At 48.9% G+C, this 14,301-nt stretch carries 12 protein-coding genes; 7 read left to right on the forward strand and 5 right to left on the reverse strand.

Going from position 1 to position 14,301, the window contains the following annotated elements; genetic code table 11:
* Positions 1-269 precede the first annotated feature (269 nt).
* The 4 genes from RIG61_08165 (at position 270) to RIG61_08180 (ending at position 3,097) form a co-directional block, all read left to right on the forward strand.
* Positions 270-1,190, forward strand: a complete 921-nt coding sequence (locus RIG61_08165; protein ID MEQ9619132.1) for a bifunctional riboflavin kinase/FAD synthetase — start codon at positions 270-272, stop codon at positions 1,188-1,190.
* Positions 1,191-1,229: 39 nt separating this feature from the next.
* Entirely contained in the window at positions 1,230-2,078 is an 849-nt protein-coding gene (locus tag RIG61_08170; GenBank protein ID MEQ9619133.1) for a shikimate dehydrogenase, read from the forward strand.
* A 149-nt stretch (positions 2,079-2,227) separates the two neighbouring features.
* Entirely contained in the window at positions 2,228-2,485 is a 258-nt protein-coding gene (locus tag RIG61_08175) for a hypothetical protein (protein MEQ9619134.1), read from the forward strand.
* 123 nt (positions 2,486-2,608) lie between these two features.
* A complete protein-coding gene (locus RIG61_08180; protein ID MEQ9619135.1) occupies positions 2,609-3,097 on the forward strand; it encodes a hypothetical protein in 489 nt (162 codons plus the stop codon).
* 67 nt (positions 3,098-3,164) lie between these two features.
* Here the strand turns inward: RIG61_08180 and RIG61_08185 are convergent, their stop codons facing one another.
* Together RIG61_08185 and RIG61_08190 are read right to left on the reverse strand one after the other, a co-directional pair.
* Positions 3,165-4,136 carry a D-glycerate dehydrogenase gene (locus RIG61_08185; GenBank protein MEQ9619136.1) on the reverse strand — a complete coding sequence of 324 codons (972 nt, stop codon included), beginning with the start codon at positions 4,134-4,136 and terminating at the stop codon, positions 3,165-3,167.
* 78 nt (positions 4,137-4,214) lie between these two features.
* Entirely contained in the window at positions 4,215-5,522 is a 1,308-nt protein-coding gene (locus RIG61_08190) for a hypothetical protein (protein MEQ9619137.1), read from the reverse strand.
* Between the two features lie 209 nt (positions 5,523-5,731).
* On the opposite strand from RIG61_08190, the gene RIG61_08195 reads away from it, so the two are divergent.
* Positions 5,732-6,421 carry a hypothetical protein gene (locus RIG61_08195; protein ID MEQ9619138.1) on the forward strand — a complete coding sequence of 230 codons (690 nt, stop codon included), beginning with the start codon at positions 5,732-5,734 and terminating at the stop codon, positions 6,419-6,421.
* A 71-nt stretch (positions 6,422-6,492) separates the two neighbouring features.
* Here the strand turns inward: RIG61_08195 and dnaJ are convergent, their stop codons facing one another.
* From dnaJ to RIG61_08210, 3 genes are all read right to left on the reverse strand, one after another.
* Positions 6,493-7,581 (reverse strand): molecular chaperone DnaJ, encoded by a 1,089-nt coding sequence (gene dnaJ, locus RIG61_08200; GenBank protein ID MEQ9619139.1) that lies wholly within the window; start codon positions 7,579-7,581, stop codon positions 6,493-6,495.
* Between the two features lie 200 nt (positions 7,582-7,781).
* A complete protein-coding gene (uvrA, locus tag RIG61_08205) occupies positions 7,782-10,514 on the reverse strand; it encodes an excinuclease ABC subunit UvrA (protein ID MEQ9619140.1) in 2,733 nt (910 codons plus the stop codon).
* 94 nt (positions 10,515-10,608) lie between these two features.
* Entirely contained in the window at positions 10,609-11,304 is a 696-nt protein-coding gene (locus tag RIG61_08210; protein ID MEQ9619141.1) for an HAD family hydrolase, read from the reverse strand.
* Positions 11,305-11,527: 223 nt separating this feature from the next.
* Between RIG61_08210 and dacB the strand changes: the two genes are divergently transcribed.
* Positions 11,528-12,970 (forward strand): D-alanyl-D-alanine carboxypeptidase/D-alanyl-D-alanine-endopeptidase, encoded by a 1,443-nt coding sequence (gene dacB / locus RIG61_08215; protein MEQ9619142.1) that lies wholly within the window; start codon positions 11,528-11,530, stop codon positions 12,968-12,970.
* A 289-nt stretch (positions 12,971-13,259) separates the two neighbouring features.
* The gene (gene gspC / locus RIG61_08220) at positions 13,260-14,201 is read left to right on the forward strand and encodes a type II secretion system protein GspC (protein MEQ9619143.1); all 942 of its coding nucleotides are present in this window, start codon (positions 13,260-13,262) and stop codon (positions 14,199-14,201) included.
* Positions 14,202-14,301: the final 100 nt, after the last annotated feature.

Raw genomic sequence — 14,301 nt, forward strand, 5'->3', positions numbered from 1 at the left:
TTACGATGCCTATTAATTCTGAATTTATTCGTCCGGACTAAAACTAATCACAAATTATCCGTGAATATTCCACTTTGAGTACGTTATGGTAATATTTTCCACATTTATAAATCGGCGAAATTTAAATAAATCTGCCGAGTTGAGCATTTCCCCCGCACAAAAAGCTCAGAAAATGGAGATTACGGACTAAGAACCCTCTCACGCAAACCATTTACATAAAGCGTGTATTGATATGAAATGAATCAGTATCTTTTCCGATAATTAACGCTATGAAAGTAATATTCGACCCTGAAGAGCCAATAGACGACCATACATCCGCTACCATAGGAAACTTCGACGGAGTCCATGTCGGGCATAAGAAGATTATAAAATCGATAAAGGATATAGCGGGGAAAAAGGGCCTCAGCACCTGCGTTATAACATTCCATCCTCACCCTCAGAAGGTGCTTCAAAATATCGACGTACCATTATTGGTTCCTATCAGGGAAAGACTCAAGCTGCTTGAAAAAGAAAGTGTGGACTACACCGCGTGTTACACATTCACCAAAGACGTCTCCAAAATACCGGCAAAAGATTTCATAACGGATATACTGGTCGGCAAGCTCAACGTAAAACATCTGATCGTAGGACCCGATTTTTCCTTCGGCAACAAAAGAGAGGGAAACGCCGAGCTTCTTCAGAAATTAGGAAAAGAGAACGGGTTCGAAACAGAGGTCATAGGACCCGTGCTGATAGACAATGAAATAGTGAGCAGCACCGCTATCAGGAATCTCCTTTTGAACGGAGATACAAGAAAGGCGGCCAAGTTTTTGGGCTATGACTTCTACATCGAAGGTCAGGTAAAAGAAGGCGAAAAAAGGGGAAGGAAGATCGGCTTTCCAACAACCAATCTGGAAACGGATTGGGATATACTCCCCAAAACAGGCGTTTACGCGACACACGCGTTTATTGATAATAAGAAATTCGACAGCATAACAAACGTAGGATTCAGGCCCACTTTCGGGGAAAATAAACTCCTTATCGAAACACACATTTTCAATTTCAATTCCGATATTTACGGCAAACGCATCAAGGTCGAGTTCGTGGAGAGGATAAGAGACGAAGAGCGCTTTGAAAGCGTGGACGCGCTGGTGGCTCAAATAAAAAGAGATGTGGAAAGGGTAAAAGCGGCCCTGACGAAATCCGATTAACATATTACGTGTTAATATTAACGGCAGGAATCTCCAACATTGAAAGTAAAAGCAACGACAAACGTATACGGCATATTCGGTCACCCCGTACGACACAGCCTTTCTCCCGTAATGCACAATAGCGCATTCGAGGCGCTGGGACTAGATTGTGTTTATGCAGCTTTCGACGTAAATCCTGAAGACATAGGACAGGCCGCGGAAGCAATAAGAGCCCTGGGAATAAAGGGGATAAACATAACGATTCCCCACAAGGAGAGCATCATTCCCTTTCTCGATGAAATTGCGCCCGACGCAAAACACACAGGCGCGGTAAACACCGTCATGAACAGCGACGGAAAGCTCTCTGGCTTCAACACCGACGTGGGCGGTTTTCTGAGAGCGGCCCGGGAAGACCTCGACTTTAAGCCCGATGGCTCGAATGTTCTGTTGCTTGGGGCGGGCGGCGCGGCGCGGGCCGTGATGTCCGCATTTTGCATGAACGGCGCCAAAAGGATATGTATCGCAAACAGAACGTTAGGAAAGGCGGAAAACCTGGGAGCGGTATTCCGGTCGCATTTTAAAAATGTAGAAATAGAAGCGGTAGCACTGAACGATGAGGAAAAAATAAAATCCCGCGTCTTCGATACGGACATAATAGTAAATTCGACATCCGCCGGGATGGAAGGGGCGGGCGCATTGGAACTGCCTCTGGAATCGCTCAAAGAAAGCGCCGTCGTATATGATCTCGTTTACAAACCCCCGGTGACCAAACTGGTAGAGGAAGCCCGAAAGAATGGACATAAGGCATCCGGAGGACTGAGTATGCTTCTTTATCAGGGAGCGGAGAGTTTCGAGATCTGGACCGGAATGGATGCGCCTGTGGACGTGATGAAAAAGGCAATTCTGTAAACCTCTCTAACAAACACATCAATTATCTCTCCACAATTTAAAACACGCCTCACCGATTTATCCGCGCCGGAATACCTATTGGCAAACAGCAGGGCTTTGTGAGATAATGTAAACAGACTATTCACAGCTTTACTAAAATTGGAGGTGTCATGAAGGTTACAAGCCCGGCAGGTGACTTTGAAATAAAGGTAAACGACTCGTCAGTCGAAGGGGATTTCGTTGTTTTAAGCGGCCAGATGGGCGTGTGGGATTCTAAAATTTACCTTACCCCTTCTGACATGTGGCAGTTTACGTCTATTTTTCTGCGCCCGTCCGTTCTTCTCTTTATACTGAAGATGCCCTTTAAATCATTATTCGGGTCCGGCGCCGGTAAAACGCAAGAGAGAAAGGATAAAAATCAGTCTTAAATCTCAGCCGGTCATAAGGCGTGACAGGAGGTGAGGCGATCGACAAATAAAAAAGGGCTTGAAACTTTAACCGAGAATTCATAGAATTTTAATATATAAACCTTTTAAAGGAGGGTGACCAGGATGATAGATAATTTCAATGATTATGATTCCGATATACCGGTTAACTACCGGGGCTTTGATCTCTCCGATATTGATTATAGCGACCTGCCCGGACTCATGGAGAAAATAGATATTATTCATGAAGACATGAGCAGGATTAAGAGCCTTTCGAACAAGCTGATTACGATATACGAGTCCGCCGGCCCCGATGCGAAAAAGGAGCCCGAATCAACAAATACAGTCTATGAGAAATTTCTCGAGGAGGGCATTAAAGAATACGGCGAGGATAGAGGCAAAGAGCTGATAGAATCGCTTCTGGGCGGCCCGCACGAACCGCCAAAGCTTCAGATTGCAAAGGCAAAAGCGCTCCTGATTTCCTACGAGAGAATTTTCGAGGATGATGAATCGGAACCCATACATCCGTCCCAATTCGAAGAGAGCGATATTTTCAAGACCATAAAAAAACTCACCGGCAACAGGAACATGTTCCCGACCCTGAATTCCCAGTAACGGGGTCTTTTAAGGCAGAAAGGAGATTTATCAAGCCCGTGCAAATTCCCCCACCGGGAGAGTCTAATTACCGTTTCAGCACTTCCGGATTTACAAGATGCACGGGAGCTTTGCCCCCCAGAGCCAGCTCCACGCTCCTGACAGCCATATCGATCATACTCTCCCTCGTCTCCCGGGACGCGCTGCCGATATGCGGCAGCAGAACAGTGTTTTCAAGCCCGAGCAACTCGCTGTTCACCCGAGGCTCATTCTCGTACACGTCGAGACCCGCCCCCCATATGAGCCCGTCCCGGAGGGCTGACGCAAGCTCGTCTTCTTTTATTATCGGCCCTCTGCCGACGTTTACTATAATCGAGGTGGCTTTCATTCTACGGAATTCCTCAAGTCCGAAACGCCCTCTCGTCTCTTCATTTAAAGGGGATGTAATAACAATGAAATCGGATTCTTCGAGCAGCCGGGGAAAATCCGCGTACACCGCCCCCGTCTCTCTCTCGGATTCTTCCTTTCTGCTCCTGCTGTGGTAGATAACGCTAATATTAAAACCCGAAGCCCTTCTCGCCACCGCCGTGCCTATACGCCCCATACCGAATATGCCGAGCGTCTTACCGTGTACGTTGCGCCCCATGAGGAGCGAAGGGTGCCAGCATTTGAACTCGCCCCCTCTGACATGGGCATCCCCCTCGACCACCCTTCTCGCCGCGGACATCAGCAGCGCCCATGCCAGGTCGGCTGTTGTTTCCGTAAGCACGTCCGGGGTGTTGGTGACCATTACTCTCTTTTTAGTCGCGTAATCCACATCTACGTTCTCATAGCCCACGCCGCAGTTGGAGACTATCTTCAGATCGGGGAGCATATCGATAAATTCCTTATCGACCGCATCTGAAACGGTCGTTATTACGGCTGAGGAGCCCCGGGCGCCCTCGAGAAGCTCCTTTCTCGTTGGCAGGCACTCTCCCGAAAACTCGCTGACCTCGTACTTTTTTTTCAGCCGCTCAATCGAGCCTCCCGGATATCGAGCGCTTACATAGATTTTTTTCATTTATCAATTTCACCGGTTATTGCGAGCGTTATCGCAATCGTCCCTTTCATCAACCTGATACCTGCGATTAAGTTAGTCTTATTTTTCAAACGGGTCGGGAATCTCCGGGTGCCACAGTTTGAAATGATTCTTGTGATTCTCGGTATAGGCCCCCGGCGGATAATACTCGTCATAGAAGTCCAGATCCAGGTGGTGAGCCTGTACCATAAACCTGAGGAACATCGGATCCGAAAACGCCGGGAATCGTCCGTAGGTATCGTATACGTAATTGCATATATCCTTTACGACCTGAATTTCCTCCCTGCTCGGCCTCTCGACTTCCTGGAGAATCCCCTCGGGATTTTTGTACGGCATTGTATGGGATTCCCAGTTGGTCCATTTCGCATCGTTAAAGGCCTCTACCGCCTCACCCATATCCTTATAGTAAGGCGGGCAGAACGCCTCGAATAAACCGTCCTTGCCGACAGCCACCGGATTCGGATTGCCCGTCTCACCCTTTATCTCGGGTGTGGTGAACCTGAAACCCAGTCCCCTGTTGAAAGGGGTGCCGCCCAGCATGAACATGCTCGCGAATCCGCTAAAGAGCCATCCCCCGAGCCCAAGAGTCTGAAGGGTGAGCGCCATGTTCTGACCCATGAACGCCTGCTCGGCGATATACCCGTTCGCGAATCTTAGCTCGGCCTCTATGAGCGGCATCCTTTTACCCTCGTCGAGAAATCCCTTTTTAAGCCACTCGGCCGTTCCGGGCGGTCTCAGTCCGTGAAGCTCATCGACGAAGTTGAACCTGTGATCCGGCCTCATATAGAAGAAGTACAGGTTGATTATGCACGCGGAAAGATCGGTCACGGGCATAAACAATGTAGTCCCCGGTTTGTTGACGTTCCAGAGGTTATGGGCTGCGATACCAGGGGGCTTGGAAGGAAGATCGGCCCGTTTGTCTTCAAGCGTTACCCTCGATTCCCTGAAGAGCTCGAGTATACGGTCCACCCTCTCCTCGCGGCTCAGCGCCTCTAGGCCCCTAAAATCATCGGGCTGCTTGTCGTGCAATTTAACCATGTAAGTGCCTTCGTCGTTGGTATAGAAAAGCTCGGTTCTGTGGACATCGCCCAGGGCGGGGATCGTCCTGCTTGTAAACTGCATTTCGAGATCGAGCCCCACGTGGGGCGGGAAATCCGACAGGTTTATGTTTTTTATGCCGAGCCCGTTCCAGACTATAATCGCCTCTTCAAGCTCCGTCAGAGGCACGGGCTCGTGCTTGGATTTATAAGAGAGCGGACCCCTCTCTATCTCCATTCCCATGCCGAACCGTCTCGACCTCCTCTGAAAAACAGCGTCCATGAATTTATAATCGACTGTAACGTCCAAGCCAGGCGGATATTTACCCATCTTCTCCCGATCTCCTTCTGATTTTTGATGGTTATTGTAGCAAATGTGGATGTTTAATCCAAATCAGAAGCGGGTCAGGTAAAAATTTCTCGCAACCCTACTATTCATTCATTATACTTTTTCCAGTGCTCGGTAAAGCAACAAGTGTCAAGTTTTCCAAAATGTTAAAACCATTTATCCGACATCCGGTTTTTTATCTTAGCCTTTTGATGCTGGCAGTACTTTCAACCGGCTGTTATCCGGCGGGGTATTACCGCCCTCAAGAGCCGAAATTCAACCCGACGCCTACTATTCACACGAGCGAGGACGGGGTGAGGGTAACCGTTATCCCGTCATACTGGACGGGCTCGCCGCGCAATCTCGAAAGCTACGTAACGCCTTTCTATATCGAGATTGAGAATTTTTCGGATAAAACGCTCAGCTTCACTTACGAAGATATCGTTCTATTCGACGAATTCAGGACGCAGAGCGCTCCTCTTGGGCCGGAGGCTGTCGCGGGAATTCTTGCTTCATCGGAAAAAGCTTACGCGTACCCCTCTTATCCCAGGGTATCGATCGGCATAGGAGGGGGATATTACGGTGGTTATTACCGCGGCGGACCATGGGGTTATTACGGACCGTATTACAGACCTTACGGATTTTACTCCTACAGCCCTGTCTGGTACTCCCCGCCCGCCCCGTATTACTACTCCAGACCGGTCAGCACAAAGGATGTGGTAACCGAGGCGCTGAGGCCGGGCATAGTCTATCCGAGGGCGGCTGTGAAAGGCTATGTTTACTTCAAGCGGATTCCGGACGAGGTAAATCACGTAACTCTTGACGTCGCATACGGAATCGAGAGAACAGAGGAGTACCGCACGCTTAGTTTTCCATTTTCCGTCGGGTGGGAAAGCTATTAATTAAATACGCCGTCTGCTGATTAGGGGAGGAGTTTGTCAATTTCTCGCGATAGAAATTGACCGTCCTTATATTAATTTACTTTATCGGCGGATAATTCCTTTAGCCGCTCGTATAATTTCTTTTCCTCGGAAGAAGGCTTTTTGGGTATTTCGACCTGAATCCTTATATAAATATCCCCCCTCCTCCCGCTTCTGAAATTCGGAAGGCCCTCATTTGCAAGCCTCATGACCGTGCCGGGCTGTGTGCCGGCGGGTATTTTAAGTTCTACCTCTCCGACCAGAGTGGGAACATCGAGTTTCGTACCCAGGACAGCGTCCGCGACGTGTATCTTTTCCACCTTGTGCAAATGGTCGCCCCTCCGCTCAAACCGGGGGTCATCCTCGGTTCTGATTACGACTATCAGGTCCCCGGGAGGGCCGCCGGGCTCAGGGCTCAGATTCCCGTGTCCCGTTACGCGAAGCGCCATGCCTTCCTCGACTCCCTCCGGAATCTTGATTTTCATCTCACTTTCGCGTTCTACATTCCCCGTTCCTCTGCATTCCGGGCACGGGTCATCTATTATCACTCCCCTTCCGTGGCAGGACGGACAAACAGCCACCTGCTGAAACGTCATACCCTGCTGCTGGGTTGTATAAACCTTTTGTCCCGCGCCGCCGCATTCCTCGCAGCTTCTGGGCTCCGTGCCCTTTCTGGCCCTCGATCCGTCGCACTCGGGACAGGTAACCGACCTGCTATACCTAACGGTTTCCTCCCCTCCGGTGAGAATCCTCTTTAAAGGCACGACTATCTCCACCTCTATATCCCTTCCCTTGGCCGGACCTCTCCTGCGCCCGAAACCGAATATCTCGTCGAATATGCTGCCGCCGAAACCGCCTCCTCCGAAAATATCCCCGAAATTTATACCGCTAAAGATGTCCTCGGCGGACATTCCGTCAAGCCCGGAAAAGCCTCCGCTGTCGTAGCGGGCTCTCTTTTCGGAGTCTGATAAAACCCCGTAGGCCTCGGAGAGCTCTTTGAACTTTTCTTCGGCTTCGGGCTCATTATTGTGGTCCGGGTGGTATTCCATCGCAAGACGGCGGTACGCCTTCTTTATTTCCTGAGGGCTCGCGCCTCTCTCCACCCCCAGCACTTCATAATAGTCCCTTTTTCCGGTAGCCATAGTAAATCACCCCTTTTTAAATCTTAAGTCTTATATATAGATTAATTTCCGGTTTTCAAGTTTTTCAAGGAGACAAATACCTTTTTGAATTTTAAATACAAAACAACTCGGAATAAATTATTTTATACAATAAAACGGTCCATGCCTAAAATTAAGCCCATTTTCATCGGGGAACGAAATACTGGGAAAAAAGAATAATTCTAAGAGGACAGCGCGTCTTTCAGATACCGCCCGGTATATGACTCCGAGGAATTCGCAATACTCTCAGGGGTCCCTTCCGCAATTATTCTGCCCCCGGCCTCCCCGCCTTCGGGTCCGAGGTCTATCACATGGTCAGCGGACTTGATTACATCGAGATTATGCTCCACCACAAGCACGGTGTTACCGGCCAGTACAAGCTTGTTAATCACCGCGAGGAGCTTTTTCACATCCTCCGCATGAAGACCTACGGTCGGTTCGTCCAGGATATAAAGTATATCCTTACCGCCTCTTCTCCCGAGCTCCCTCGCTATCTTTATCCTCTGCGCCTCTCCTCCCGAGAGCGTAGGGGCAGCCTGACCGAGTCTTATGTAACCGAGACCGACGTCCTGAAGTATTTTGAGCTTTCTCCCGAGGGCGGGGACCTCGAAAAAGAAGTTGATTGCCTCATTTACCGTAAGCGTCAGTATCTCGTCGATGTTCCTGCCCTTGTACCTCACGGACAGGACTTCCTTTCTAAATCTCTTTCCGCCGCACTCCTCGCAGGTCACATGCACATCGGCCAGAAAATGCATCTCGATTTCCTGCACCCCCTCTCCCTCACATACCTCGCACCTGCCTCCGGGCACATTGAAGGAAAAATGAGAAGGCGTAAGGCCCGCAGCTTTCGCCTGATAGGTTCCGGCCATGGTCTTCCTTATCTCGTCGTAGGCCTTGATATAGGTGACCGGGTTGGACCTGGAGCTTTTCCCTATTGGGTTCTGGTCGAGCATGATTACATCGGACAGATGCCCGGTGCCCTTGAGCTCGCTGAAAGCTCCCACCCTCTCGACGTCGCCTCTGAATTTACGGGCCAGGGCGGAATAGATAACATCGTTTACAAGCGAGCTCTTGCCCGAGCCCGAGACGCCGGTTACGCAGATAAAGGTCCCGAGCGGGATAGATACGGTGAGATTCTTAAGATTGTTCTCGCTTACTCCGACAATAGTCAGCGTCTTGCCGCTTCCCCTCCTCCGCTTCCCCGGGGTATCGATCCTTGCGTCTCCGGTTATATATTTCCTGGTAAGTGAATCGGAAGAATTCCTCAGAAGTTTTTTGACCGGCCCCTGAAATATTATATCCCCTCCCCTCTCCCCCGCGAGCGGCCCGAGCTCGACTATATGGTCGGCTGATTTGATCATGCCGAAGTCATGCTCTATCACCACGACCGTGTTATCGCGGCTCCTGAGCTCTTTTATAAGGGAAATAAGGCGGTCAACGTCCCTAGGATGAAGGCCGATCGAGGGCTCGTCCATGATGTACAGAGTCTCAGTCAGAGTAGAACCCAGCTGACAGGCGAGGTTTACCCTCTGGGCCTCGCCCCCGGAGAGTGTCCTTGAGAGCCGCGAGAGCGTGAGGTACTCAAGCCCTACCTTAATAAGAAACTCAACCCTTGAATTAATCTGTTTCAATATTTCATTTGCAACGTTCTTTTCGTAAGCGCTCAGGCGAAGTTTACGAAAAAAGTCCCCCACCTTTTCTACAGGCAGGTCCGTAAGCTCGGCTATGTTTCTACCACCGACCCTGACCCACAGCGCCTCTCTCACCAGCCTTGATCCCCCGCAGACATCGCAATTAAAAGCCGACCTGTATTTGCTCAGAAACACCCTTACATGCATCTTGTAGTTCTTACCCTCCAGATACCTGAAAACTCCCTTTACGCCCGGAAATCCGCCGTCGCCCTCGAATACGAGGCTCCTCTCCTTTTCGGTCAGATCCTGGTACGGTTTATCCGTATATATTCCCTTCTCTTCGGCAAAGGTAAGGAGTTTTTTCATATAGTGCCTGAGGGAAGGTTTCGTCAGGGGCTCGACCACCCCTTCTGAAAGACTTTTTTCAGGATTCGGGACAATCAGATCGGGGTCTATTCCCAGGATATTGCCGAACCCCTTGCAGGCGGGACACGCACCCTGAGGGCTGTTAAAGGAAAAGAGAAGAGGGCTCGGTTCGTTAAAACGTCTATGGCAGGAAGGGCATTCGATATCTTTTGAGTATCTTAGTATATCCCCTTCGATAATTCGTGCGTTCACATGCCTGCTTTCAGCCAGCGCGAGCTCAAGGGAATCCACAATTCTGGAAACTGACTTTTTGTTAAGAACGACCCTGTCTAAAACAATTTCGGTCCCTCTGGGCAGCGCGTCTATTTCCTCTACGTCTATTATCTTCTCACCGGACAGTATTCTCGTAAATCCGTTTGAAAGAAGCTCTGCCGGAGTCAGGTTCTGATTTCCGGGGGGGAAGGTGATCAGGGCTCTCTTACCGGCATGATACTTTATTAGCTCATCCGCGATGTCTCCGGGAGATCTGCGTTTTACCTCCGCGTCACAATCAGGGCAATACGTTTTACCGATTTTGGCGTACAGAAGCCTCAGATAATCATATACCTCCGTGGTCGTTCCCACTGTGGAGCGGGAATTCCTGACTGTATTTCTGCTCTCGATGGCGACTGCGGGCGGGAGTCCCGAAATGTCATCCATATCGGGACGGTCTACGCGCTCCAGAAACTGCCTTGCGTAAGTAGAAAGGCACTCTATATATCTCCTGAGACCTTCCGCATAGAGGGTGTCCAGAGCGAGCGAGGATTTACCCGAACCGCTCAAGCCCGTTATGACGGTAAATTTATGCCACGGAATAGAGACGTTTATGTTTTTGAGGTTGTTCTCTCTGGCCCCGAGAATTTTAATCTCGCCTTTCATAGCTCCTACCTTTTATAAAGCCTGTTAATGGAAATATATGAACTGTTCCCGCGGAGGCAATACGGTATTCAGACCCTGTAAAAACCCGCAGCATTCAATCGATGAGATTTATTATTTCAGCCAAATCAGCCACTTCCGTTGCTTCATTCTCGTTTAACCTTTCTATTTTTCTTTGATTAAACCAGATTACATCGAGCCCCGCGTCCGTGCCCCCAAGGACGTCGGTTCCGTACATATCGCCCACGTGCACGGCCTCTTCGGGCGAAATGCCGAATTTTTCCAGAGCGAATTTGAATATGCCGGGGTCGGGTTTAACGAGCCCTAAATTTGTAGAATCGAAGACGTGATCGAAATATTCCCTGATCCCCACCTCCTCGCACTTCTCCTCGGTCCTGCCGTCATTGTTCGATATGACAGCCAGCCTGTAACCCCTCCCCCTGAGATCATCCAGGATTTCCGGCACTCCGGGGAGCGCGGCCCTCGTAAACTCAATTTCGCTCATCGCCGATCTTACCCTCTGACGAAACTTCTCTATTCCGTCCGGAGGCAACAGTGAGTTATATATGATAGGGAAAAACCATTCCCTGTATTTTTCAGGACTGATGCCCCCCATGGATTTATGCTTTAAATAGAGCTCATAATCCGCTTTCAAAAACTCAATCTCAAATTCCCTGTCGGAAATATCCAGACCCGCCTCTCTCATCGCCATAGCAATCCTGAATATGTAAGGCGGGTCAGTCGACGCCAATGTATCGCCGAAATCCAGAAATACCGCTTTTTTGGAAGGCATTTTATCGCTCCTTATACGAAATGAGTCCTTCCGTGAACCCAATTCGAGCATATGAAAAAAGATAGCATAAATGTCAATTTAAGCCATCGGATACCTTTACGGGACAAAAACGCCGCCATATTAGACAAATACGCATATACCCATGAGATTTCAGATTTACTCGTTTCGATGAATAAACTCCTTTGCATTGAATAAATGCAGGTGTTAGAATATTATCCCTGATATGAGACCTTTTTTAGCCCTGATTCCAGCCCTGATCCTGTTTACATTTTCCTATCAAGCCGCATTATCGGTAAACTCCACACACCAGGCGTACACCTCACGAATCGAAACACTCCTCCCGAAAGAGGCCAGGAATAACGGCAAGCTCGGAGTAGTGGTCAAATCGCTTACCTCTGGGGAGACCATTTTTAAACACAACGCCCAGAATCTGTTCATCCCGGCCTCCAACGAAAAAATCATCACTTCCGTAGCCGCTCTTTCCCTTCTTAAGAGAGATTACAGATTCAAAACTGATTTTTATTCAGGGGGCGGGATATCTGACGGCGTACTGCACGGCGGACTATACGTGAAGGGTTACGGAGACCCCACACTGGCAGGACCGCACCTGGGCTACATAGTCTATCAGCTCAAAAAAAGAGGGGTCAAAGAGGTAAAAGACGGAATAACGGTCGACGATTCATTCTTCGGCAATGTCAGACGAGCGCAGGGGTGGAAGGCCGAGTGGGCCGATGATTTTTACAGTCCTCCCATAAGCGCGCTCTCATTCAACTATAATATTATAGAGATCAAGGTTTATTCCTCAAAAACGGGGCAGAAACCCGCCGTCAAAATAGAACCCCCGGGTTCCGGGATCAGTGTGGTAAATAATTCTGTCACCAGTACGAAAAAGGGCGCTCTCACCACCTCCTGGCAGAATGACCGGACAATAGTGCTTGGCGGAAGAATCAGGCCCAAGGCGACCGTCATACTGAAAATTCCGGTTAAAAACCCCGCGCTTCTTACCGGAAATGTATTAAAAAACGCCATTGAAGAGGCAGGCATCAAGGTCTCGGGCCCTGTTGTCGCAGGGGGTGTGCCCAGATGGGCAACAGTATTTTATACCCACTATTCTGACCCCCTATCTTCAATCATTACCGAGTACAATAAAAACAGCGTCAATATAATCGGCGAAAATTTAATAAAAGCGCTCGGAGCGGAATTCAAAGGAGCCCCGGGTACCTGGGAAAACGGTTCTTTGGTTATTTCCCAGTTTCTCAATGAAATCGGCATAAAAGACGGCTTCAGAATCGTTGACGGCTCGGGCCTTTCGCTCATGAATCGTGTATCGCCCGAGACCCTGACCGATGTTCTCAGTTACGCATACCGCACTCGGCTTATATCGACCGACTTCATAGACTCTCTTCCCATAGCCGGCGTGGACGGCACGCTTAAAAAGAGGTTCAGACAATCCGATGTTCAAGGAAGGGTTATCGCAAAGACCGGCTACCTTAACAACGTGAGGGCGCTGTCCGGATATGTTTTTACGAAAAATGGCGATGTTCTTGTTTTCTCGATACTGGACAACGGACTCGGGTGGAAAACGAAGGAGTATCAAAACAATCTGTTGAGTGAACTCGTCGGGTGCTGTGTTGCCGGAATGGGCAACAACACAAATCTAAATTAATACATGCCTGGTAAACCGAAATTGATTTTTAATGAAAAGAAAGTAAAGTGTAAGATTGAGAAATGGATACGTCCCGTAATCCTGTGATTATTTAAACCGGGACGTCATTACACATTTTTGCGGCACGCGAAGTGGTTTCCGAGAAACCGGGATACACCGCACGATGCAGCACAGGGAGATGGCTCTTAATTATTTACATTCTCGGCGGTTTTTCCACACATAGATATTTTGCTTGACAGATAAAGTAAAAAACTTTATTTTTTTAGGTAAATTTAACTATTCTACTTAAATGTTCGTTACGATTCTAAAAAAGTATATCTGGGTTGTGAATCTGTTACTGCTCACGGGGCTTGCCTACCTGGCCGCACTCACCGTAAATCAAAAACTCGAGGGTATGGTTACTTCATCGGGAGCGATAGCGTCACAGCGACTCGCGCCTCCGGAAGATACAGACGCGAGAGTATCCAATGTTCGTCATCCTTTAACTTACTATAATGTAATTCTAAAAAGAAACGTTTTCGGCATTTCCGGCTTATCCGAAGACTCGACACACGGAGGAAAAGGCGAGTCATTGCCGGATACGACTCTCGATGTAGTGCTTCTCGGAACGATAATCAACTCCGACGGCTCATCCAAGGCGATTATCAAGAATCCCGCCAACAATAAAGTAAACGGCTACAGCGGCGGAGAAGAAATCCATATAATAGAAGCCGAGAAAGTGACGCTGGTAGAGGTAATGAATTGCAGCGCGGTGATCCAGCGTCAAAAAAACGGCCGTGAGACTATTAAGTGCAGGAATCTGGGAGAGGAAGTGTCAAAATCGGTCAAGACACCTACGAGCAGAAGAGCGGCGCGATCGAGAAATCCGGCGGGCAAAAGGAATACCCGGGAGGCTGAGGATTCGGAGGGTATAAATAAAATAGGCGAGAGTGAATACGAGATAAGCAGAGAGCTTCTGGAGGATTTACTGAGTGATCCTACGAACATAGTTCAGCAGGCCAGAGTAATTCCTCAGAGTGACGGTCTTAGATTCTTCGGCATCAGGTCTAACAGTATATTCTGGAAGATCGGCATAAAGAACGGCGATACGCTGCACAGAATAAATAACGTCGAACTCAACGATGTAGAAAGAGCGCTTGGGGTATTCGAGGAGCTCAGAGCACAATCTTATTTCACAATAGATTTCACGAGGGCTGGTAAAGAGTACTCATATGAGTACACTGTTAAATAAACCGACATGCGGGCATTACGGGTTATTATCGACTTGCCGATTCGTCCTGGACATGAGCTTCCTATTCCAAATGAGGCTATCAGTGGCGTGCTTAACATAG

The organism is Deltaproteobacteria bacterium, from assembly GCA_040223695.1.
In the GTDB taxonomy this organism is placed as follows: domain Bacteria; phylum Desulfobacterota_D; class UBA1144; order Nemesobacterales; family UBA2774; genus JAVKFU01.